The sequence below is a fragment of the Pseudocitrobacter vendiensis genome (assembly GCF_943590815.1).
GTDB classification, from domain to species: domain Bacteria; phylum Pseudomonadota; class Gammaproteobacteria; order Enterobacterales; family Enterobacteriaceae; genus Pseudocitrobacter; species Pseudocitrobacter vendiensis.
Genome location: NZ_CALSBS010000003.1, coordinates 316,979 through 340,762, shown reverse-complemented (window position 1 = coordinate 340,762; position 23,784 = coordinate 316,979). Strand labels below are relative to the sequence as shown.

18 protein-coding genes are annotated in these 23,784 nt (G+C 54.9%); 9 read left to right on the top strand and 9 right to left on the bottom strand.

All coding sequences use genetic code 11. From position 1 onward, the window contains the following. Positions 1 to 24: 24 nt before the first annotated feature. Positions 25 to 777, bottom strand: coding sequence for a 16S rRNA (guanine(1516)-N(2))-methyltransferase RsmJ (gene rsmJ, locus NMC31_RS06150; RefSeq protein ID WP_253897309.1), 753 nt, complete (start codon positions 775 to 777; stop codon positions 25 to 27). A 7-nt stretch (positions 778 to 784) separates the two neighbouring features. Then, positions 785 to 2,827 (bottom strand): oligopeptidase A, encoded by a 2,043-nt coding sequence (gene prlC / locus NMC31_RS06145; RefSeq protein WP_015962596.1) that lies wholly within the window; start codon positions 2,825 to 2,827, stop codon positions 785 to 787. Between the two features lie 232 nt (positions 2,828 to 3,059). Here prlC and NMC31_RS06140 point away from each other — a divergent pair, with 232 nt between their 5' ends. From NMC31_RS06140 to NMC31_RS06125, 4 genes are all read left to right on the top strand, one after another. Further along, positions 3,060 to 3,902, top strand: coding sequence for a 23S rRNA (adenine(2030)-N(6))-methyltransferase RlmJ (locus NMC31_RS06140; RefSeq protein WP_149464075.1), 843 nt, complete (start codon positions 3,060 to 3,062; stop codon positions 3,900 to 3,902). 101 nt (positions 3,903 to 4,003) lie between these two features. Beyond that, positions 4,004 to 5,356: a glutathione-disulfide reductase gene (gene gorA / locus NMC31_RS06135; protein ID WP_253897308.1), complete on the top strand. Its 1,353-nt coding sequence runs from the start codon at positions 4,004 to 4,006 to the stop codon at positions 5,354 to 5,356. A 73-nt stretch (positions 5,357 to 5,429) separates the two neighbouring features. Beyond that, positions 5,430 to 6,260 (top strand): SdiA-regulated domain-containing protein, encoded by an 831-nt coding sequence (locus NMC31_RS06130; RefSeq protein WP_253897307.1) that lies wholly within the window; start codon positions 5,430 to 5,432, stop codon positions 6,258 to 6,260. A 227-nt stretch (positions 6,261 to 6,487) separates the two neighbouring features. Next, positions 6,488 to 8,137 carry an alpha,alpha-trehalase gene (locus NMC31_RS06125; protein ID WP_253897306.1) on the top strand — a complete coding sequence of 550 codons (1,650 nt, stop codon included), beginning with the start codon at positions 6,488 to 6,490 and terminating at the stop codon, positions 8,135 to 8,137. Positions 8,138 to 8,420: 283 nt separating this feature from the next. Here NMC31_RS06125 and NMC31_RS06120 read toward each other — a convergent pair whose 3' ends face one another. Continuing rightward, positions 8,421 to 10,001, bottom strand: coding sequence for an STY4199 family HEPN domain-containing protein (locus NMC31_RS06120; protein ID WP_253897305.1), 1,581 nt, complete (start codon positions 9,999 to 10,001; stop codon positions 8,421 to 8,423). A gap of 305 nt (positions 10,002 to 10,306) precedes the next feature. Between NMC31_RS06120 and NMC31_RS06115 the strand changes: the two genes are divergently transcribed. After that, a complete protein-coding gene (locus NMC31_RS06115) occupies positions 10,307 to 10,783 on the top strand; it encodes a lysozyme (RefSeq protein ID WP_253897304.1) in 477 nt (158 codons plus the stop codon). Here the strand turns inward: NMC31_RS06115 and NMC31_RS06110 are convergent. Beyond that, positions 10,739 to 11,365 (bottom strand): response regulator transcription factor, encoded by a 627-nt coding sequence (locus NMC31_RS06110; protein ID WP_253897303.1) that lies wholly within the window; start codon positions 11,363 to 11,365, stop codon positions 10,739 to 10,741. The genes NMC31_RS06115 and NMC31_RS06110 overlap by 45 nt on opposite strands. Before the next feature lie 539 nt (positions 11,366 to 11,904). Next, positions 11,905 to 12,663 (bottom strand): SDR family NAD(P)-dependent oxidoreductase, encoded by a 759-nt coding sequence (locus NMC31_RS06105; protein ID WP_253897302.1) that lies wholly within the window; start codon positions 12,661 to 12,663, stop codon positions 11,905 to 11,907. 119 nt (positions 12,664 to 12,782) lie between these two features. Here NMC31_RS06105 and NMC31_RS06100 point away from each other — a divergent pair, with 119 nt between their 5' ends. The 3 genes from NMC31_RS06100 to NMC31_RS06090 all read left to right on the top strand — a co-directional run bounded on the left by NMC31_RS06100 (position 12,783) and on the right by NMC31_RS06090 (position 16,357). After that, on the top strand, positions 12,783 to 13,682 hold the full coding sequence (locus NMC31_RS06100; RefSeq protein ID WP_253897301.1) for a LysR family transcriptional regulator: 900 nt from the start codon (positions 12,783 to 12,785) through the stop codon (positions 13,680 to 13,682). Between the two features lie 51 nt (positions 13,683 to 13,733). Then, positions 13,734 to 14,762 (top strand): inner membrane protein YhjD, encoded by a 1,029-nt coding sequence (gene yhjD / locus NMC31_RS06095; RefSeq protein ID WP_149464067.1) that lies wholly within the window; start codon positions 13,734 to 13,736, stop codon positions 14,760 to 14,762. Positions 14,763 to 15,034: 272 nt separating this feature from the next. After that, positions 15,035 to 16,357, top strand: coding sequence for an MFS transporter (locus NMC31_RS06090; protein ID WP_015962584.1), 1,323 nt, complete (start codon positions 15,035 to 15,037; stop codon positions 16,355 to 16,357). Between the two features lie 190 nt (positions 16,358 to 16,547). Here the strand turns inward: NMC31_RS06090 and NMC31_RS06085 are convergent, their stop codons facing one another. Together NMC31_RS06085 and pdeH are read right to left on the bottom strand one after the other, a co-directional pair. After that, a complete protein-coding gene (locus NMC31_RS06085) occupies positions 16,548 to 18,584 on the bottom strand; it encodes an AsmA family protein (RefSeq protein ID WP_436649742.1) in 2,037 nt (678 codons plus the stop codon). A gap of 88 nt (positions 18,585 to 18,672) precedes the next feature. Then, complete coding sequence (gene pdeH, locus NMC31_RS06080; RefSeq protein ID WP_149464064.1) at positions 18,673 to 19,446, bottom strand: cyclic-guanylate-specific phosphodiesterase; 774 nt, start codon at positions 19,444 to 19,446, stop codon at positions 18,673 to 18,675. 202 nt (positions 19,447 to 19,648) lie between these two features. Between pdeH and kdgK the strand changes: the two genes are divergently transcribed. After that, complete coding sequence (gene kdgK, locus NMC31_RS06075) at positions 19,649 to 20,578, top strand: 2-dehydro-3-deoxygluconokinase (RefSeq protein WP_253897299.1); 930 nt, start codon at positions 19,649 to 19,651, stop codon at positions 20,576 to 20,578. Between the two features lie 109 nt (positions 20,579 to 20,687). Here the strand turns inward: kdgK and NMC31_RS06070 are convergent, their stop codons facing one another. Then, positions 20,688 to 22,178, bottom strand: coding sequence for a M16 family metallopeptidase (locus tag NMC31_RS06070; RefSeq protein WP_253897298.1), 1,491 nt, complete (start codon positions 22,176 to 22,178; stop codon positions 20,688 to 20,690). A gap of 229 nt (positions 22,179 to 22,407) precedes the next feature. Then, entirely contained in the window at positions 22,408 to 23,694 is a 1,287-nt protein-coding gene (locus NMC31_RS06065; protein WP_149464062.1) for a dicarboxylate/amino acid:cation symporter, read from the bottom strand. Positions 23,695 to 23,784 lie beyond the last annotated feature (90 nt).

Genomic DNA, 23,784 nt, shown 5'->3' with positions numbered 1-23,784 from the left:
TGAGGGGCCCAGGCCGCACTTCCCCTATTCAGCCGTCCCCGCATAAATATCAAACCGATGCCCTTTCGTGACCACCGCGTTGGTCGTCGCCACGTCCGCGAGCGGCGGCGCATAGTCCGGTCGCTTCACTACCACGCGTTTTGTCGCCAGCAATCGTGCAGGCTCCAGCAATCCGTCCGCATCTAAATCCGGCCCCACCAGCGACTGAAACACGCGCATCTCTTTCTTCACCAGCGCGCTTTTCTGCTTATGCGGAAACATCGGGTCAAGGTACACCACCTGCGGACGCGGGGTGATATCCGCGAGCGTCGTCAGGCTTGAGGCGTGGATCAACTGTAAGCGTTCCTGCAACCAGCCACCGATTTCCGCATCGGCATAGCCGCGCGCCAGGCCATCGTCGAGCAGTGCCGCCACTACCGGGTTGCGTTCCAGCATCCGCACATGGCAGCCTACCGAGGCCAGCACAAAGGCATCGCGCCCCAGCCCCGCCGTGGCGTCAACCACGTCCGGCAAATAGCTGCCTTTAATGCCGACGGCTTTTGCCACCGCCTCACCGCGACCGCCGCCGAATTTACGCCGATGCGCCATCGCGCCGCCAACAAAATCCACGAAGATGCCGCCAAGCTTTGGCTCATCGCGCTTGCGCAGTTCAAGATGCTCCGGCGTTAACACCAGCGCCATTAGGTTGTCTTCATCGTGCTCCAGCCCCCAGCGGGCAGCAAGAACAGATAAGGCGCCGTCTCCGGCGCCCGTTTCATCAAGTAAACAGATTTTCACTGACTGATTAGCCTTTGATCCCGTAGTGCTCCAGCATCGCATCAAGCTGCGGTTCACGGCCACGGAAGCGTTTGAACAGCGCCATTGGCTCCTCAGAACCGCCGCGCGTCAGGATGTTATCAAGGAACGACTGCCCGGTATCGCGGTTGAAAATCCCCTCTTCTTCGAAGCGGGAGAAGGCATCTGCCGCCAGCACATCGGCCCACAGATAGCTGTAGTAACCCGCCGCATAACCACCGGCAAAGATGTGGCTGAAGGCGTGCGGGAAGCGGCCCCATGACGGCCCCGGCACCACGGCAACCTGTTTCTTGATTTCCGCCAGGGTTTCGAGGATTTTCGCGCCCTGCTCCGGGTTAAATTCCGCGTGCAGACGGAAGTCGAACAGGCCGAATTCCAGTTGACGCAGGATAAACAGCGCCGCCTGGTAGTTTTTCGCCGCCAGCATTTTATCCAGAAGTTCTTTCGGCAGCGGTTCGCCGGTTTCGTAGTGGCCGGAGATAAACGCCAGCGCGTCCGGCTCCCAGCACCAGTTTTCCATAAACTGGCTCGGCAGTTCGACCGCATCCCACGGCACGCCGTTGATCCCGGAAACGCCTGCGGTTTCGATGCGGGTCAGCATGTGGTGCAGGCCGTGACCGAACTCGTGGAACAGGGTGATCACTTCATCATGCGTAAACAGCGCGGGTTTGCCGTTGACCGGACGGTTAAAGTTGCAGGTCAGGTAGGCGACCGGTTTTTGCAGTGAGCCATCGAGCTTGCGCATCTGGCCAACACAGTCGTCCATCCACGCCCCACCGCGTTTGTGTTCACGTGCGTACAGGTCAAGGTAGAAGCTACCGCGCAGTTCGTTATTTTCGTCATACAGCTCGAAGAAGCGTACTTCCGGGCTCCAGACATCAACATCTTTGCGCTCTTTGGCGGTAATGCCGTATATGCGTTTCACCACTTCAAACAGGCCGTTAACGGCTTTGTTTTCCGGGAAGTACGGGCGCAGTTGCTCGTCGCTGATGCTATAGAGGTGTTGCTTCTGTTTTTCGCTGTAGTAGGCGATATCCCACGGTTGCAGCTCATCGACGCCAAATTCCGCTTTCGCGAAGGCACGCAGTTGCGCCAGCTCCTTTTCACCCTGCGGACGCGCACGTTTGGCGAGGTCGGTTAAGAATTCCAGCACCTGCTGCGGATTTTCCGCCATTTTGGTGGCGAGCGATTTAAAGGCGTAGCTTTCGAAGCCCAGCAGTTGCGCCAGCTCGTGACGCAGGGCGAGAATTTCCGCCATCACCGGGCTGTTATCCCATTTACCGGCATTCGGGCCCTGATCAGACGCGCGAGTGCTGTAGGCGCGATACATCTCTTCACGCAGCGCCTGATTGTCGCAGTAGGTCATTACCGGCAGATAGCTTGGGATATCCAGCGTCAGCAGATAACCGTCCAGCTCTTTGGCTTCAGCCTGTGCTTTAGCGGCCGCCAGCGCGCTTTCCGGCATACCGGAGAGTTCCGCTTCGTCGCTCACCTGTTTCGTCCAGCCCATGGTGGCATCGAGCACGTTGTTGCTATAGATGTTGCCGAGTTCAGACAAACGCGTCGCAATTTCACCGTAGCGCTGCTGTTTCTCTTTCGGCAGTCCGATGCCGGACAATTCGAAATCACGCAGTGCGTTATCGACCGCTTTTTTCTGTGCCGTAGAAAGCGTGGCGTAGTTATCGCCGTCGCGCAGGTCGCGATACGCTTTGTACAGCCCTTCATGCTGACCGACCCAGGTACTGTATTCCGACAGCAGCGGCAGGGTTTGCTCGTAGGCTTCGCGCAGTTCCGGGCTGTTTTTGACCGAATTCAGATGGCTGACCGGCGAGAAAATACGCCCCAGCACATCGTCCACTTCCGCCAGCGGCTGGCATAAATTTTCCCAGGAATACGGTGCGCCCTGTGCTACCACGCGTTCCACATTTTCACGGCAGTCGTTCAGCGCTTTAGTGACAGCGGGAACAACATGCTCAGGCTTGATGGCGGAAAACGGCGGCAGTTCGAAGGGAGTCAGTAATGGATTCGTCATATGCACAGTCCTGGTTAAAAAGGGGAAACAAACGCGTATGCGCGTTATTGTCGGATGGCGGCTACGTCGCCATCCGCCATGTAATATATGTAGCATGGGGTTAAGTGTAGTGAATTTCAATGATAAGCGTTGCGCTTTCGCGGCGGCGGCGACTTTTCGGTATACTGTCTGGATAGGCTTTTTTGTTGCCCGGTAACGGGCCCATGTTTTACTTAGCGGAACTCCTTTACCCATGCTCAGTTATCGCCACAGCTTTCACGCTGGCAACCACGCCGACGTCCTTAAACACACCGTTCAGAGCCTGATCATCGAATCACTGAAAGAGAAAGAGAAACCGTTTCTCTATCTGGACACCCATGCGGGCGCAGGCCGTTACCAGTTAAGCAGCGAGCACGCCGAGCGCACCGGTGAGTATCTGGAGGGTATCGCCCGTATCTGGCAACAGGACGATCTGCCTGCCGAACTGGAGCCATATATCAGCGTGGTCCAGCACTTCAACCGCAGCGGCCAGTTGCGCTACTACCCTGGTTCACCGCTGATTGCCCGTCAGTTGCTGCGTGAACAAGACAGCCTGATGATGACTGAACTGCACCCGAGCGATTTTCCGCTGCTGCGTTCCGAATTCCAGAAAGACGACCGTGCGCGCGTGGAAAAAACCGACGGTTATCAACAACTCAAATCCAAACTGCCGCCAGTTTCACGTCGTGGGCTGATCCTCATCGACCCGCCGTACGAAATCAAAACCGATTATCAGGCTGTGGTTACGGGCATTCACGAAGGTTATAAGCGCTTTGCGACAGGCACCTATGCGTTATGGTATCCGGTCGTCCTGCGTGCGCAAATCAAACGCATGATCAAAGACCTCGAAGCCACCGGCATCCGTAAAATCCTGCAAATCGAGCTGGCGGTACGCCCGGACAGCGATCAGCGCGGCATGACGGCTTCCGGCATGATTGTTATCAACCCGCCGTGGAAGCTGGAACAGCAGATGAACGCCGTTCTGCCATGGCTGCACAGCAAGCTGGTGCCGAACGGTATCGGCCACACCACGGTAAGCTGGATCGTGCCTGAGTAATCGCAGACATAGCCAGAACCTATCAGTTTCAGGTATACAATCGCGGATCTTTGGCGCTGGGCACAGAGCCCTCGCCTGACAATGAACAGGAAGGAGCGGTCATGACCAAACATTACGACTATATCGCTATTGGCGGCGGCAGCGGCGGCATCGCCTCAATCAACCGGGCGGCGATGTACGGCCAGAAGTGTGCACTGATTGAAGCTAAAGAGCTGGGCGGCACCTGCGTCAACGTCGGTTGCGTGCCGAAAAAAGTGATGTGGCATGCCGCGCAAATCCGCGAAGCCATCCACATGTATGGCCCGGATTACGGTTTTGATACCACCATCAACAACTTCGACTGGGATAAACTGATTGCCAGCCGTACCGCCTATATCGACCGTATTCATACGTCCTATGACAATGGCCTGGCGAAGAACAAAGTCGATGTGATTAAAGGCTTTGCCCGCTTTGTTGATGCGAAAACCGTGGAAGTGAACGGGGAGACGATCACCGCCGATCATATCCTGATCGCCACCGGCGGTCGCCCAAGCCATCCGGATATTCCGGGCGTGGAATACGGTATCGACTCCGACGGTTTCTTCGCGCTGCCCGCATTGCCGAAACGCGTTGCGGTTGTGGGCGCGGGCTATATCGCAGTGGAACTGGCGGGTGTGATTAACGGACTGGGCGCGGAAACGCACCTGTTTGTGCGTAAACACGCGCCGCTGCGTTCCTTCGACCCGCTGATTACCGAGACGCTGGTTGAAGTGATGAACGCGGAAGGCCCAACGCTGCATACTCAGGCGATTCCAAAAGCGGTCGTGAAAAACGCCGACGGCAGCCTGACCATTGAACTGGAAGATGGCCGCAGCCAGACGGTAGATTGCCTGATTTGGGCGATTGGCCGTGAACCGGCGAACGACAACTTCAACCTGGCAGCAACGGGCGTGAAAACCAACGATAAAGGCTATATCGTCGTCGATAAATTCCAGAACACCAACGTTCCGGGGATTTACGCCGTCGGTGATAATACTGGCGCCGTTGAACTGACGCCGGTTGCAGTGGCCGCAGGTCGTCGTCTCTCAGAACGCCTGTTTAATAACAAGCCGGATGAGCATCTGGATTACAGCAATATCCCGACCGTTGTCTTCAGCCACCCGCCCATCGGCACCGTCGGTTTAACCGAACCGCAGGCACGTGAGCAGTATGGCGACGACGCGGTGAAGGTCTATAAATCGTCCTTTACGGCGATGTATACCGCCGTCACCACGCATCGCCAGCCGTGCCGTATGAAACTGGTTTGTGTTGGCCCGGAAGAGAAAATTGTCGGTATTCACGGCATCGGTTTTGGTATGGATGAAATGCTGCAAGGTTTCGCCGTAGCCCTGAAAATGGGTGCAACCAAAAAAGATTTCGATAATACCGTGGCAATTCACCCGACAGCGGCGGAAGAGTTTGTTACCATGCGCTAATATATGACGCGCAATCCCCTATATGGAAACATATAGGGGATATCTGACTCTCCCGTTCATTCGCTGTGGATTTATGAAGAATAAGAAAACCAAAATATTTGCAGGCCTTATTATTGTTCTTTTTTGTATTTTTTCTTTCTATTACTACATCACAAATTACCCACAAATAGACAACTATCACGTCACTATCGATGCCCGAGAAATCTCAGGTTTAGAAGGTGGACTATCTGGCCTGACCTGGAATACAGACACCCAGACTCTCTTTGCCGTTACCGATGCCCCTTCTTTAATTCTGGAACTTAGCACGGATGGGAAGGTGCTGCGTCGTATCAAAACGGATAAGCCCGCAGATCTTGAGGCAATTGAATATATCGGTAATCATCGCTTCTACCTTTCTAAAGAAAAGAGCGGCACGCTGGCTATCATCACCATTAATAATGATACGCAAAAAGTGGATATCAGCCATGCCGAAACTTATCGTCCGACAGTTCAGGCCGATAAACAAAACAGCGGTGTGGAAGGATTAGCCTGGAAACCCGAACTTTCCCGCATGGTAACGGCCCAGGAGAAAAAGCCTGTACGGATTTTTAATATCCTCGATAACGAAGGGGTATTCAAAACAGATAAAAGTCCGCTCAATGAATTAATGCTTTCCTGGTACGTGCGCGATATCTCCGGAATGGACTTTGATGGCTCGACGTCTAACCTCTATATTCTCTCCGACATTTCGCAAAAAGTCGTGCTGGTCGACCGCGAACATAACCTGAAATTTATGTCGCTGACGGCGGGGCATTACGGCCTTGCCCGTGATATTCCGCAACCGGAAGGTATCGCCACCGACGGTACGGGTAACCTTTACATCGTCAGCGAACCAAATCTGTTTTATAAATTCAGCCCGCGTTAAAACCCGTTACAATCGATTGTTCTGAAAATCCCGGTGAAGATTAAAACCGGGATATCATTTTTCTATTATTTTTCAGAAACCTGAAAAACACGCACATTTTCACGACGTATAAAAACGTGATCTTCCGCACGCTTTGCTCACCGGTAACCGAAGCGAATGTCTACGCTTTACAGGTGGCCGGATAAAACCGGGATGTAAAACGACGCTCACCGGAGGTGACCTGCGATATGTTCAACCAGAAAATACGTCACGAAGAGTCCGAGGCCTTAGCCATTGATATCGAGCTGTGCTACGAAGCGGATCCGTACGAATTAAAACTGGATGAAATGCTCGATGCCGAACCGGAGCCGGAGATCATCGAGGGGCTACCCGCCTCCGATGCGTTGACGCCTGCCGATCGCTATCTGGAGCTGTTCGAAAACGTTCAGCGTTCACGCATTTTTAGCGATAGCAAAACGTTTCCTGACTGTGCACCGAAGAAAGATCCGCTGGATATTCTCATCCATTATCGCCGAATCAAGCGCATACCCGGCTTCGATCTGCGCCGCTTTGTGGAAGAGAACTTCTGGCCGCCGGAACTGCGCGACAGCGAGTACGTTTCAGACCCGGACAAATCGCTGAAGGAGCACATCGACTCGCTCTGGCCAGTGCTCACCCGAGAGCCGCAGGACCATATTCCTGGCTCGTCTCTTCTGGCGCTGCCACAGTCTTATATCGTGCCCGGTGGACGCTTTACCGAAACTTATTACTGGGATTCCTACTTCACCATGCTGGGCCTGGCGGAGAGCGGCCGGGAAGACCTGCTGAAATGCATGGCGGATAACTTCGCGTGGATGATTGAGCGCTATGGGCATATTCCTAACGGTAACCGCACCTACTATCTTAGCCGCTCGCAGCCGCCGGTATTCGCGCTGATGGTTGAATTGTTTGAAGAGGATGGCGTGCGCGGCGCGAAACGCTACCTTGACCATCTGAAGATGGAGTACAGCTTCTGGATGGATGGCGCGGATTCGCTCATTCCTAATCAGGCTTATCGCCACGTGGTGCGCATGCCGGACGGTGCTTTACTCAACCGTTACTGGGACGACCGCGACACGCCGCGTGATGAGTCGTGGATTGAAGATGTCGAAACGGCGCAGCATTCAGGTCGGCCGCCCAATGAGGTGTATCGCGACCTGCGCGCCGGGGCGGCATCCGGTTGGGACTATTCCTCACGCTGGCTGCGCGATACGTCGCGACTGGCAAGCATTCGCACCACCCAGTTTATTCCCATCGATTTGAACGCTTTTCTGTTCAAACTGGAAAATACCATCGCCAATCTATCCGGATTGAAGGGCGACAAAGAGACGCAGGCACTGTTTAAGCAGAAGGCCAGCGCACGCCGCGCGGCAGTGACGCATTATATGTGGGATGAAGAGAACGGTCTGTTCCGTGATTACGACTGGCGTCGGGAACAGCAGGCGCTATTTTCTGCCGCCAGCGTCGTGCCGCTGTATGTCGGTATGGCGACGCATGAGCAGGCAGACCGACTGGCACTGGCGGTACGCGCCCGACTGCTGACGCCACGAGGGATTCTGGCAACAGAGTACGAAAGCGGCGAGCAGTGGGATTACCCGAACGGCTGGGCCCCACTACAGTGGATGGCGATTCAGGGATTCAAGCTCTACGGCCACGACGTGCTGGGCAACGAAATCGCCCACAACTGGCTGGAGACGGTGAATCATTTCTATCGCGACCATCATAAGCTGATTGAGAAATATCACATCGCCGAAGGCACCCCGCGCGAAGGGGGCGGCGGGGAGTATCCGTTGCAGGATGGTTTTGGCTGGACCAATGGCGTGGTACGCCGTTTGATTGGATTGTACGGCGAACCTTAACAACGTGAAAAAAACCGTAGGCCTGATAAGCGAAGCGCCATCAGGCATTTACACCGCACATGCCGGGGGCGCTGCGCTTGCCCGGCCTACACGTTTCAGAAATCCCGTGGGCCTGATGAGCGAAGCGCATCAGGCATTTACACCGCACATGCCGGGGGCGCTGCGCTTGCCCGGCCTACAATAGCTCAAAAACCGTAGGCCTGATAAGCGAAGCGCATCAGGCATTTTCCCCGCACTCGCCGGGGGCGCTGCGCTTGCCCCGCCTACAACGGCTCAAAACCCGCTACTTAATCACGGCATAAATCTCGCGCTGTACGTCCAGCCATCGCTTGTTGTGTGTCGTCGGCTCGGCCTTCACGCGTTGTCGGGCGTTATCCACTTCCCGTCGTTGCCGTTCTACCACGGCGGGGCGGGTGCAAAACGCTTGCAAAAGATCTCTCCTTGACGACGTGAGCGCTTCACCATCCGCCAGCGCGTGGCTCAGGGTGGTGATAAAGCGCCGACACGGTTTTGGTTCATCCATTTGCAGGCGATATCGCAACAGCAAAGCAATCACCTCATCGTGCTGCGCTGAAAGCGCCTGCTCCGTCCAGGCGAGCTGCCAGTCCATCCCGCCACGCATAAACAGCTGTACGACACCCGCATCGTTACGATCAATTGCCGAACGTAATCCATTGATATCCCAATTAATACCACGATTCGCCAGCTGTTCTCGAGGTGACTCACGCGACGGTGCTTCAATTCCCGGAGCAGGTGTTGTTGAGGCGCTGGCCGTTGGCGCGGCAGGCGACGCATTGAGCATCCAGAAGCCCCCAACAATCATCGCCAGTATCATCAGGCCCACGGCGGCCCATAGCCCCGAGGAGATTAATTTATCCCGCGCCTCCACCGTTCGGGCCGATTTTTTACGAGTACGTTCAATAGACTCATGGACTGGCTGATCATCCGCCCCGTTAAGCCGGGCAAACTCGCGTTGCTCATCCCAGAAATGCTGCACCACGTTACCGTCCGTCGCCAACAGGCTTGCGGGATTCACCAACGTTCTACCCTGCTCAAACGCGTGCTGAATCGGCGTGGCAATCTGCCGGGTATAGATATCCAGCAGCAAAAAAGCGGTGGATGACACGGTCCGCTGGCTGACCACCGCCCTGCGCATCTGGCGGATATCGTCCAGGAAAGCGTGGAGTGTCAGACGTGGGTCCGCATGAAAAGTCAGCAGAGTCGCGCTGTGGAAAAGCGAAGCGTAGTGCCGTGAAAACGCTTTTTTATCCACCACCAGTAGCGCCAGCTCGCTGAACTGCATGCCGCTGAGAATATCGCCCTCTTTGCTGCGCGAGAGCCAGCGCCGCACGCAGTCCGCACCAAACTGTAGTTTGAGGTGATTGTGCAAACGGGTGGTATCCGGCCAGGCCTGACGAATAAGTGCAGCCAGCATCAGCTGGATCATACGTAGCTGCCGCAGCGCCAGGGCCTCCAGCTGTTCGGCATCCGCATCAGAATCGCTCTCAAAGACCAGCAACGGCTGACGGCGGCGCATCAGTTCCAGCGCGGCCACCATTCGCGCCGCAGCAATCAGCTGATCCTCCGTGATGGATTGCCCGCGCTCATAGTTCGGCACCAGTTTCTGTAAATGGCGCAGTTGCAGGGTGAACTCGCTCAGCTCGGCATCATTGAGGTTCAGCTTTTTCGCCACGCTCGCCCAGCCGCCAAGATTCAGCCGAGCCTGATCCAGTTGCTCCAGAAACCAACGAGGCTCCTTACCCTCCCCGACGCGCATCTCGAGCAGATTAAGGATCTCCACAGACGCCTGGCGAATCACGCCGAGGCAATGTTCAAATAATTGATGCGACGGAGTAGGCATCATTCACGTCCTTAACCCACAGAAGGAAAATAACCTGAAGATTAGTAAGGTTTATTTTTGTTTTTTTGCCGATACAACATATACGAAACCCCAAAAATTGAAAGGCCGCGGGGCCGACACTGATGCGAAACTCGATCGTTCTCACGACTTTCCGGCAAACGATTGCCCTGTCTTTCTATTGTTGCAGCGAATTTTACGATTGGCGGAATATATTCTCGGCGCATGCCGGATTTACCCAGGCCATCTGGCGAATAGGCGTGCGTTTCCCCATCCTCTACACTCGCTAACCATCTGAGTGAGGAAGAAAAATGCCAAATAGTACCCTACGCCTCAGCCCGGAAGGGTTAGCGTTTATTAAACAATGTCAGGGGTTTTCTGCTGAGCCCTACCAGGATGAATGTCATCTGTGGGTCGTGGGTTACGGTCATCTGATCCAGGGAAGCGAGACGTTTGATACGCCGCTTAGCCAGTCGCAGGCCAACGCGTTATTGCAGTTGGATATTTACGCCTGCCAGCGCGTACTGGCGCAAGAAATAGAGGTGCCGCTGTGCCAGATTCAATATGATGCACTGATATCGCTTGCGCTCAGTTTGGGGCCCGAGACGTTTGCCGCTTCCGCAGTGGTGCGCTATATCAATCAGCACCAGTTCACAAAAGCGCTTGCCGTGTGGTTACTGGAAACAGAGCTTAACGGGGTAAGAAGCTACGGCCTGAACAGACAGCGTCAGGCCGAATGTGCCTTATTCCGAACAGATTTGGGAGGGGAGTTCGTGTGCGCCGAATAACATCGCCGCCTGAGTGCGGTTTTTCACATCCAGACGCCGGTACAGTGATTCCAGATGCGCTTTCACCGTACCCGCGCTGATATTCAACGTTCGACTGATCTCTTTATTCGACTCGCCGTTCGCCAGCAGCTCCAGTATTTCACGCTGGCGGTGGCTAAGCTGTTCCAGCCCACGCTTTTCGCTTTCATAATTAAACGTCCAGCCGCCGGGAAGACACATTAATCCGCACGCGGCGCCGTTAATCGCCTGCACAAACGTTTCGACGCTTTCATCACGCGGCACAATAGCCTGCACATTCCACGCAAGCGACTCTTTAAGCCAGGCCTGCTGGCAATCACTTGCCACAATCACCGTATGTGATGCCGGAAACTGCTGCGCTTTTTCCTGCAATAACCAACTGCAAAACGATTTATCCATGTCGCCATCCAGAATAAGTAATGCCTCTGGATATTCCAGCAACCGTCGCCACAGTTCATCAGCCTGACTGACGGCGTAAATATCTACTTCAGGAATATTTTCCTGCAAACTGATCTTCATTCCATGAATAAATATTGACTGCCTGTCAAACATGATTACCTGCATACTGATTCCTCATCAGAAAAATGAACCCTACACATTTAGGGGTGAAGGGTATTACTAGCGGAGGTAAATAAGAACTCGCTGTTTGGCCTGGGCTATTTTACTGATGAAAATAAAAATAAAAACATTTTTATTATGAATACTTACAGCCTTCGCGTGACAATTACGTATTCATATCGTTTATTACAACTCTATTTCAGGAAATCCTGAAAATAGCTGTCGCACAATTAATATTAATTCACAAAAGGATAATTCAGGGCCGGGAATAAAGGAAATGCGAGTGGGTAAGTTGAGTGTTACGAAATATGAAATAGCACGAGATGAAAGGGTATCTGTGTAGGCATTTTCCCCCTCACCCTAGCCCTCTCCCTCAAGGGAGAGGGGACCGACCGCGCCAGCAATTAATTGTGTGCGGATCTCCCTCTCCCTGTGGGAGAGAGGACCGACCGCGCCAGCGGTTAATTGTATGCGGATCTCCCTCTCCCTGTGGGAGAGGGCCGGGGTGAGGGCATCAGCGCGCACCTTCCCTCCGCAGATAAAAACTACAAAAACATCCCCCCGGAGACCTCCACCCGCTGCGCGTTCATCCAGCCGAGCTTATCGCTCAGCAGCGCGGCAATCGCATCGCCGATGTCGTCCGGCATCCCTACGCGCCCCAGCGCGGTTTGCGAGGCGATGTGCTGATTAATCTGTTCATTATCTCGCACGCTGCCGCCGCCGAAGTCGGTTTCAATCGCCCCCGGCGCAATCACATTAACCGAAATGCCGCGCACACCCAGTTCTTTCGCCTGATAGCGCGTTAACACTTCCATTGCGCCCTTCATGGCGGCATAGGCGGCAAACCCCGGAAGCGCAAAACGTGCCAGCCCCGTCGAGACGTTCAGAATGCGCCCGCCGTTTTTAATCAGCGGCAACAGGCGTTGAGTCAGGAAAAAGGGGCCCTTAAACTGGATGTTCAATAATTCATCAAACTGTGCTTCCGTAGTCTCGGAAAACGGAACATTAATTCCAATTCCGGCATTGTTCACTAAATAATCAAACGTGTCGCGCTGCCACGTCTCTTTTAGCGCCTGTTTGACCTTCTCAGCAAAATCACTAAACGTGCTGATATCACTGACGTTAAGCTGTAATGCCACTGCTTTCACACCTTTTTGCTGCAGTTCTTTCACCACATCCTCTGCAGCCTGCTGCTGGCTATGCCAGGTAAAAATAATATCTGTTCCCTGCTCCGCCAGCTTCAATACGGCATTTTTGCCCAGTCCACGGCTGCCGCCAGTCACTAATGCGATACGTTGTGTCATGAGAAACCTCATTTCAGTGGGTGTGTTCGTTGAGAACAAGCTTATTAGGTGCTAAAAGAACAATAAATATTGCTAAATACGCTTCACTGTCTCATTAAAAACAACAATAAGGATTGGGGATGGATAAAATTCATGCAATGCAACTGTTCATCCGCGTGGCAGAACTGGAGAGTTTCTCCCGCGCCGCCGATACCCTCGGCCTTCCTAAAGGTAGCGTATCGCGCCAGATTCAGGCGCTGGAAAACCAGCTCGGCTGTCGCCTGCTGCATCGCACCACGCGGCGCGTTCAGCTGACGCAGGACGGCATGGTCTACTATGAGCGCGCTAAGGACCTCCTCAGCAACCTTGAAGAGCTCGACAGCATGTTCCAGAGCGACCCCAGCAGCGTGAGCGGGCGTCTACGCGTCGATATGCCCGTTGCCGTGGCGCGAAATGTGGTCATTCCCCGCCTGCCCGCATTTTTACAGCACTACCCCGGCATTGAGCTGGAACTGAGCAGCAGCGACCGTCTGGTGGATGTCGTTCGTGAAGGATTCGACTGCGTGGTACGCGTGGGTCATCTGAAGGATTCAGGATTAATCGCCAGGCCATTCGGTAAACTGACGGTGATAAACTGCGCCAGCCCGGATTATCTGGCGCGATTTGGGTTTCCCGAATCGTTGGACGAACTCGACGATCATGCGGTGGTGCACTACGCAACCAGCCTCGGCGTACGCCTGCAGGGGTTTGAAGTGGTGCTGGATAACACCACGCGCTGGGTGAAAACCGGCGGCGTGCTGACGGTCAACAGCACCGAAACCTATCACGCCGCCTGCCTTGCCGGGCTGGGGATTATTCAGGTACCGCGCGTTGGTGTGCGGGAGGCGTTGCGCAGCGGTAAGCTGATAGAGATTCTGCCGCAGTACCGCGCAGAGCCGATGCCGGTTTCGCTGATTTATCCCCATCGCCGTAACCTGTCGCGCCGGGTGCACCTGTTTATGGAATGGCTAACTGAGGTGATGAAAGAGTACGTTGATTAGCAGAGTCTATAATTTAGTGATAGTAAACAAGAGAAAAGGAAAACCGACCTGATGACGCCGGAAAATGACGTAAAACGTCCTACTCAGGAACTGGAGCACGACCCCATCAAACCCATCGATACCGAAACGCATCGGGCCCCTGAGGAGCCCGGAAAAGCCACACAGGCGCTGAACAAAGTTACGCATACCGCACAGAAGATTCAGCAGCAGCCGATCATCGCCCACCTGCTTCGTGCCGCCGAGCGCTTTAACGATCGCCTGGGCAATCAGTTTGGCGCCGCTATCACCTACTTTTCATTCCTGTCGATGATTCCGATACTGATGGTGTCCTTTGCCGCAGGCGGTTTTATCCTCGCCTCGCACCCGACACTGTTACAGGACATCTTCGATAAAATCCTCACCAACGTCAGTGACCCGACGCTTGCCGCGACGCTTAAAAGCACTATCAACACCGCCGTCCAGCAGCGTACCACCGTCGGTTTAGTTGGGCTTGCAGTGGCGCTTTATTCCGGTGTGAACTGGATGGGCAACCTGCGCGAGGCCATCCGCGCGCAATCGCGTGATGTCTGGGAGCGCACCCCGCAGGATCAAGAGAAAATCTGGATTAAATACCTGCGCGATTTTGTCTCGCTAATTGGCCTGTTGATTGCGCTGATTGTTACCCTGTCGATTACTTCTGTTTCAGGGGCGGCGCAGCAGATGATTATCTCAGCCCTCTATCTCGACAGCATTGAGTGGCTGAAACCCGCCTGGCGGTTAATAGGCCTGGCGATTTCTATCTTCGCCAACTATTTGCTCTTCTTCTGGATCTTCTGGCGACTGCCGCGCCACCGCCCACGCAAAAAGGCGCTGGTTCGCGGTACCTTCATTGCGGCAATTGGTTTTGAAGTGATTAAAATCATCATGACCTGGACGCTGCCTGCGCTGGTGAAATCCCCGTCCGGCGCGGCGTTTGGTTCGGTTCTGGGGCTGATGGCGTTCTTCTATTTCTTCGCGCGACTCACCTTGTTTTGCGCCGCATGGATTGCCACCGCGCAGTACAAAGATGACCCACGCATGCCAGGGAAAACTCACCGTTAATGCACTATCGGGCTGAATGAAAATGCAAAATTTCAGCCCGATTCATCATTTCAGCAGATAAATCCAGTTAGTAACTTTTTTTTAACCAAAAACCAGTTTTATCCACTGACGTGTAAATTCTGTGAAGCATTTCATAGAAGCGATTTCGCTGGCTTAAAAACTATTCACTTTTTGCCGTTTTTTTACGCGCCAGCCTGCTCTGTTACAGATTGAAATGTCGATTTTGCTATGTCTAATATGGCCGTTCGTTCGCTATAAAATAAGAAAAGACTATGCAAGCTACCGCCACAACGCTCGATAACGAACAAGACATCGCACCGGTTAACTCACGTAATAAAGTCGTCGTCGCCTCACTCATCGGCACTGCCATCGAGTTCTTCGATTTCTACATTTACGCCACCGCTGCGGTGATTGTGTTCCCGCACATCTTCTTCCCGCAGGGCGACCCGGCCGCGGCCACGCTCCAGTCGCTGGCGACCTTTGCCATTGCTTTCGTCGCGCGACCAATTGGCTCCGCGCTATTCGGCCACTTTGGCGATCGCGTCGGGCGTAAAGTGACGTTGGTGGCCTCGTTGCTGACGATGGGCATTTCCACGGTGGTGATTGGCCTGCTGCCCGGCTATGAAACGATCGGCATTCTGGCGCCGATGTTGCTGGCGCTGGCACGTTTTGGTCAGGGGCTGGGATTAGGCGGCGAATGGGGGGGCGCGGCGCTGCTGGCGACGGAGAACGCCCCGCCACGTAAACGTGCGCTGTACGGTTCTTTCCCGCAACTGGGCGCACCTATCGGTTTCTTCTTTGCCAACGGCACCTTCCTGCTGCTCTCCTGGCTGCTGACCGACGAGCAATTCATGAGCTGGGGCTGGCGAGTACCCTTTATCTTCTCTGCGGTGCTGGTAATTATCGGGTTGTATGTCCGCGTATCGCTGCATGAAACGCCAGTGTTCGCGAAAGTCGCCGCCGCAAAAAAACAGGTTAAAGTGCCGATGGGCACGTTGTTGACCAAACATATGCGCGTGACGGTTCTCGGCACCTTTATCATGCTGGCGACCTATACACTGTTTTACATCATGACCGTTTACTCCATGAGCTATAGCACCGCCGCCGCGCCGAACGGGCTGGGGCTGCCGCGTAACGAAGTATTGTGGATGCTGATGCTGGCGGTGATAGGTTTTGGCGTGATGGTGCCGATTGCCGGGCTGCTGGCCGACCGTTTTGGTCGTCGTTCCAGCATGATCGTTATTACCTCGCTGATTATTCTCTTCGCCCTGTTCTTCTTCCAGCCGCTGCTGGGCTCCGGCGAGCCGTCGCTGATTATGCTGTTCCTGCTGATTGGCCTGAGCCTGATGGGGCTGACTTTCGGCCCGATGGGCGCACTGCTGCCGGAGCTGTTCCCGACGGAAGTGCGTTATACGGGGGCATCGTTCTCTTATAACGTATCGTCGATTCTTGGCGCGTCGGTTGCGCCGTACATCGCGGCCTGGTTACAGGGTAGTTACGGATTGTATTACGTGGGCGTGTATCTGGCGGCGATGGCGGCGTTGACGCTGATTGCGCTGCTGCTGACGCATGAAACGAAGCATCAGGCGTTGTAATTTCCCCCTCACCCTAACCCTCTCCCGCAGGGAGAGGGGACCGATGGTGCCAATGGTAAGGCATGTGCGGTTTTCTCCCTCTCCCTGTGGGAGAGGGGACCGATGGTGCCAATGGTAAGGCATGTGCGGTTTTCTCCCTCTCCCTGTGGGAGAGGGCCGGGGTGAGGGCATCAGCGCGCACCGTCCAACATCAATGCTTCATCTGCGACAAAATCGTCTGGCACTGATTCACATCCCCTTCCGACGGCGAGATTAACGCCAGCAGCGCCGCTGCCGGTGTCACGAGCGTTGCCAGCGCCGCCGCCACCGCACCACGGGCAATCAGCGGCCCGGCTTTCACCCCCGCCTGCGGGTTCTTAAAACTGCCGCGCACATACAGCGGTGAGCGCAGGGTAATGATGCGAATGCCCTTACTTTCCGGGTCAATCGTCAAATCGAGCTGCTCTGAGGCGAAACTGGCGGTGCCGGTGACGTTAATCAGCGCGTTTTCCGTATCAAAGGCAAAAATCTGTGGACGTGCCACGCCGTTCACAATATCGAGATTTGCCGCCGCGCAGTTTACCCGCACTTCGTCATCGCCAAAGATCTGCCCGACAATAAAGTTACCGACGTTAAGCCCGACAATCTCCATCAGGTTACGGCTGATAAGCCCATCGTTCATCAGTAGCTTAAGGTTACCGTTGCTGTTACCCAGCAGCGCGGCCACGGAATTCCCGGTGCCGCGGAATTGCGCATCGCCGTTCATCTCACCGAGCGTTTTCTGCATCAGCTCAACGTTAGGCATGAGCTCTTTCAATTTCAGACGGCGCGCCTGAATATCCGCCTGGCCACGCATGGGTTTACGATCACCTTCCAGATGGATATTGCCGCTGATAGTGCCGCCCGCCAGACCCAGTTTGATCGGCTGCAGGCGCAAATCGGCATTTTTGAGAATGATGTGCGTGGACAAATCGCTAATCGGCAACGTGCTGCCGTGCTCAATGCGTCGCCCTTTAAAGCGCACATCCGCATCCATCACGTTCCATTTGTCCGTTTCGAAGCGGTCATAAGGCAACACTTTGTCGGCAGGCTGTACTGTGGATTCCCCTTTTCGCGCCTCGGCGCTTTTCGCTTTCTGCGCGCCTTTTCCGGAATCCACGCCAATCAGCGGGCCTAAATCCGCCAGCCGAAGCTGACGCGATTCCAGGTCGCCTTCCAGTTTCGGGCGTGGTTTCCCGGTGGTATAGGTCAGCGAGCCGTGGATATCGCTATCACCGATGCGACCATTAAATTTGCGATAGTCAAAGACAGACGACTTTTCGCTATCAATTTTCGCCACCAGCCGACCATCCGTTTCAAACGGCGGGGTGTCCGGCAGCAGTACGCCGGTGAGATCGTAGAGATCGCTCAGCGAGTCGCCAGAGAATTTAAGTTGCAGATCGACCCCGCCCATCTTCATCGGATCGTTAACCGCGCCAACAAACGCCACTCGCGTGCTGCCGGATCGGAAATCGGCCTGCACCGGGAAAGGCTGTCCTTCACCACGCAGTGCCAGCATGCCGCCAATCTTACCCGTACCGGTGAGCGGTTCACCGCGATAGCGCCCCTGTGCTTTCAGGCCAAACACATAATCCCCGGCTTTGGCGTTATCGCCCTGACCTTTGTTGCCGGTCACTTCACTGAACGGCAGCGGTTTGCCGAGCGGATCGACCAGGATCTCAATATCGGCCTTGCTCACTTTGTCATCCACGGTAATGCGCCCGCGATCGAACAAAATATTATCCAGCCGGAATGACCACGCCGACGGCTGGGCATTTTTATCGTCCTTACCGTCGCCAATATTGAAGGTCCAGTTATTGTTCTTTTCCGAGAGGCGAATCAGGCGCGCGTCAGGTTGTTCCAGCTTAATCCATGGTAGCCAGACCGTTTTGGTGAGCAGCGCCAGCGGTGCGAGCGTGGCTTCTACGCGCGGAAGGTGCACCATGGTGACGTCCGGAATATCCGGTGGGTTGCCGAGCATGATGTCTTCAGCATGCACGTGTGGCCAGGGGATCCAGCTTCGCCAGCCGGTTTCCTGCTTCTGACGCTCCCACACCACACCAAGATCGCCGCGTATAGCGAAAGGTCGGTGCAGTTCAGTGGAGACTTTTTCATTGATGGTTGGCTTCAGCCGGTTCCAGTCGAAGGTCGCAATAATTATCACCAGCAGGATAATCAGGGCTACTAATACCCCTGCGGTGATGGCAATCGCTTTGCTTAATTTCGTCACGCTCGCTCCTTTTGTGAAATTCCTCACCTCTCATAAAGATAGCTGAGGGAGAAGAGAGCGGGATAAATCAGGAAAATGCTATCACCACATCGTCGAGCGTCTTCATGGGAACCGGGCGGGAAAGAAAGTAGCCTTGCGCTGCAAAAGCAGGCGAGTCCTGCACATCCTGCCACTCCTCCTGGGTCTCCACACCTTCCACGATCACGCCACGGCAGTAGCGATTCATCAGTTGCAATAGCATGGTGAAGAGATTGCGCCCCTCCGGGGTTTTACGCAGCATGATAAACAGGTCGCGGGCGACTTTGATGTAGTCGTAGCGCACTTCGCTGAGCGAGGAGAAGTTTGCCATGCCCGTGCCAAAATCGTCGAGCCACAGCGGGCCAAACTCGCAAATGGACGCATACGACGATTCCTGCGGCAGACGCGTATGCTCAACTAATTCAAAACGCAGCCAGTCGAGCGGCTCGATCCTATTTTTTAGCGACTGATCCTGCTGCATCGCCATCAGCGTGGGGCCATCCACGTTGACCGACGCCAGGATCTGGTTCTGTGTAAAGAAATCCTGCTTCAGCATCAGCATGTGCAGTTGCTCTTTTAAGATCGCAATACGTTGGCTGACGGGCACTTCAGAGAAATAACGGTCGGGTGCTATGCGTTGAGAGGGATGGCTGGGATGCGTCACGACCGTCAGCACTTCAATCGCCATCAGGCGGCCTTCGGTGGTGTAGATGGGCTGGTAAGTGTAGGCGCGTTCACACTCCAGCCAGTAGTGCTGTGCCTGCAGATTCGCGAGACCTGGCTCAGGAATGCTCAACTGCGGGATGACCGGCGTTAACTTCATTTCAGCTTCCTGTTGCAATGAGGGATCGAATGGAACTCGTCACAGGTTATCGGCGGGTTAAAGGAGAACTTTATGTGCAAAAATTTGCGCTAATACGCGCTAGCTCAAAAAAATAATGGAACGATGTTTTAATATAGTTGACCACTAAAACAGCGCAGCGCACACTAGCGCTAATATTCCGATTCAGATCAGGTTCACGACTATGTCTAAAAAAATTGCCGTGATTGGCGAATGCATGATTGAGCTGTCCGAGAAGGGCGCAGACGTAACCCGCGGCTTTGGCGGCGACACTTTAAACACATCAGTGTATATCGCGCGCCAGGTTGATTCTGCTGCGCTGCGCGTCGACTACGTCACCGCACTGGGCACCGATACGTTCAGCCAGCAGATGCTGGATGCCTGGAAAGCAGAAAACGTCGGTACCGGGCTGATTCAGCGCATGAGCAACCGCATGCCGGGCCTCTACTACATCGAAACCGACGATACCGGCGAGCGTACGTTCTATTACTGGCGTAACGAAGCGGCGGCAAAATTCTGGCTGGAAAGCGATGAAGCAGCCGCCGTTTGTGAAGAACTGGCGACCTACGACTACCTCTACCTGAGCGGGATCAGCCTGGCGATTTTGAGCCCGACAAGCCGCGAAAAATTGCTCTCTCTGCTGCGCGAATGCCGCGCCAACGGCGGGAAAGTCATCTTCGACAATAATTACCGTCCGCGCCTGTGGGCCAGCAAAGAAGAGACTCAGCAGGTTTACCAACAGATGCTGGAATGCACCGACATCGCTTTCCTGACGCTGGACGATGAAGACGCGCTGTGGGGCGAGAAGCCGGTTGAAGACGTGATTGCGCGTACCCATGCGGCAGGCGTGCAGGAAGTGGTGGTGAAACGCGGCGCCGACTCCTGTCTGGTGGCGATTGCAGGCCAGAACGTGGTGGATGTTCCTGCGGTGAAACTGCCGAAAGAGAAAGTTGTGGATACCACCGCAGCAGGCGATTCTTTCAGTGCGGGGTACCTGGCGGTACGTTTGACCGGCGGCGATGCGGTAGCGGCGGCGCAGCGTGGTCACCTGACCGCCAGCACCGTCATTCAGCATCGCGGCGCGATTATTCCGCGCGAGGCGATGCCGGCTTAACCCCTCACCCTAACCCTCTCCCTGAGGGAGAGGGGACGGATTGTGCCAAAGGTTAAACGTGTGCGGTTTTCTCCCTCTCCCTCAGGGAGAGGGCGGGGTGAGGGTTGTTTTACTGCCCCGGCGGAATATCCGACACGTCCTGGCGCACGTCATCCCCGCTTACCGGTTCTGCCGCCGCAGGCGCTGCCATTACGGTATCCCACGTGGCCTTCAGTTCCTTCATGTTATGCTCCGGTTCACCGGTAGGCTGCTGCAAAATCAGCGCCATATCCTGCGACAGCTGGTTGCGAAGATCCTGGTTCACCATATCGAGCGTTAACGTATCAAGGAAGTTCTGGCGCAGTTGCTGATACTGCTCTGGCGCAATATCCACCACCTGATTCTGCAATGAACGCATACGCTGGCTCATCAGCACATCGGTGTCGGTGCGGGCATAAGTCGCGAACAGTTTTTGCAGTTCCAGCTTTTTCTGCGCGACCAGCGCGTCAAACTCTTCGACCGGCAAACCCTTTTCGCGGACTTCCGCCAGCTCTTTCGCCACCACGCCAAGGTTACCGTCGAGCTTATCGCCCGGGGAATCCAGGTTGATGGAACACTGGGCGCGCAGGTACAGCACCCGGCAATCAAAGCCTAATGCGATGTCTTTCGCGTTGTTTTTGCTCAGTTTCTGCTGAACGTGCCAGAACAGCGCTTCACGCGCGAGGTCCGCACGCCAGTAACGCAGCATCGCCGCAGATTCACGGATGGGCTGCCATGGGGTATCCCACATCAGCGACAGACGATCCTGGGTGACGTTTTTAGTCATGATACTGACCGCTTCCGGGCGCAGCGGCGAAAGCGTCGGCACGGCCGCAGGCGTTTCACGCTTGCCCTTTAGCTCGCCGAAAGTTTTGTTGATTTGCTCGGCAACCGTGCGGCTATCGACGTTGCCGACCACAATCAGGGTCATCGCATCCGGCGTGTACCATTTCTGGTAAAACGCTTTCACCTGCCCGGCATCCACCGGGCGCTTCAACGGCTCTGCCGGGTCGTGGCCCAGCATGGTGGAACCTTTCAGGCGATAGCGCCACCAGCCATCTTTGGTATCCTGCGGCCAGGTTGCCACCATATCCTGCGTACTCAACGCATGTTCTATCGTCTGCGGCGTAATTGAGACACTGCCGCCGGCGCTGGCAAGCCAGGAGAGCGACTCTTTCAGTAAGTCTGTGCGGTTGTTAGGCAGGCTTAAATTAAAGTGGGTGTAATCATAGGAAACGATCGCGGGCGGTAGCGGCCGTTTCGGGTCGATGCCCTGCTGCCACAGAGAGCGAGCCTGCATCGGTTGTAAGCTTCCGCTTTGCGTCAGCGCAATGCGGGGAATGAGATGGCTGTAGCCGGTTTGTTGCGCGCTTTCAGAGAGCGAGCCGATATTCACCACCAGCCGGATTTCAACGCGATCGCTGGGACGCTGAGGCGTGGAAAGTACCTGCCACTGAAAACCATTAGCCAGGGTACCCTGTTGCCAGGCGGGATCGGGCTGTAGCGCCTCTGCCTGCACATAACCCGCTGTCGCCATCATCAGCAAACTGCCAGCTAAGAGTCGAATTTTTGTGCCCTGCATGTGAACCCCTGATGAACGTTCCTGGTTACAAAGGCAATCCACACGTCGTGGTTGCCGAAAAGAATGTCGTAAACACGTCTGTTTGACCACACGATCGTCAAAACGTCACATCGCTACGAAAAATAATGTCTTACGATAGCATGACATCGTCGCCAGCAATGTGCGACGCCGCCTAATTATGCGCAGGAGCCCGCACTCCAGCAAGGGAGTACGGGCTTAAGATGAGGATTTAAGAGGATAATTCGTGCGATTTGTTGGCAGGCGTACGATTATTCAGCACATCATCCAGTTGTTGCTGGTCGAGCTGCTTAACGCGTTTCGCCACCACAATCGTTGCCACGCCGTTACCAATCAGGTTGGTCAGCGCGCGCGCTTCCGACATAAAGCGGTCGATACCCAGAATCAGAGCCAGGCCCGCGACCGGTAAATGCCCAACGGCGGAGATGGTTGCCGCCAGCACGATAAACCCGCTTCCGGTGACACCCGCCGCCCCTTTAGAGGAGAGCAACAGCACCACCAGCAGGGTGATCTGGTGGAAAATATCCATGTGGCTGTTGGTTGCCTGGGCGATAAACACCGCCGCCATCGTCAGATAGATAGAGGTGCCGTCGAGGTTGAACGAGTACCCCGTCGGTATCACCAGCCCCACCACCGATTTCTTACAACCCAGCTTCTCCATCTTGTCCAGCATACGCGGCAGCGCCGATTCGGAAGAAGACGTGCCCAGCACAATCAGCAGTTCCTCACGGATGTAGCGGATGAACTTGAAGATGCTGAAGCCAGTGGCTTTGGCGATAGAACCGAGTACCACCACCACGAACAGAATACAGGTGATGTAGAAGCAGATGATCAACTGGCCGAGTTGCACCAGCGTGCCCACACCGTACTTACCAATGGTGAAGGCCATGGCCCCGAACGCCCCGATAGGCGCCAGACGCATGATCATGTTGATGATGCCGAAGATAACCTGCGAGAAGCTCTCGATGACGTTAAAAATCAGCTGGCCTTTGCTGCCCAGACGGTGCAACGCAAAGCCGAACAGCACCGCAAACAGCAGCACCTGCAGTATGTTACCGCTGGCAAACGCGCCAATTACACTGGAAGGGATGATATCCAATATGAAAGCAACAATGCCCTGATCCTTCGCCTGCTCGGCGTACACGGCAACCGCGCCCGCATCCAGACTCGCCGGATCCACGTTCATGCCCGCACCGGGTTGCACCAGGTTAACAATAATCAGACCAATAATCAGCGCAATGGTACTGACCACTTCGAAGTAGAGTAGCGCCACCGCACCGGTACGCCCTACCGCCTTCATGCTTTCCATCCCGGCAATACCGGTCACGACGGTACAAAAGATGACAGGCGCGATGATCATTTTAATCAGCTTAACGAACGCGTCGCCAAGCGGTTTCATTTGCGCGCCTAACTCAGGGTAGTAGTGGCCTAACAGCACACCGATGACGATGGCGGTCAGAACCTGCACGTAGAGGCTTTTGAAGAAAGAGGTTTTCATAGGATGTCCTTAAGATAAAACCACAAACCAGGTAGGGGATTACCCAACTTGTGACCTCAAAATAACACCCACGAAACATTACGGAAATAT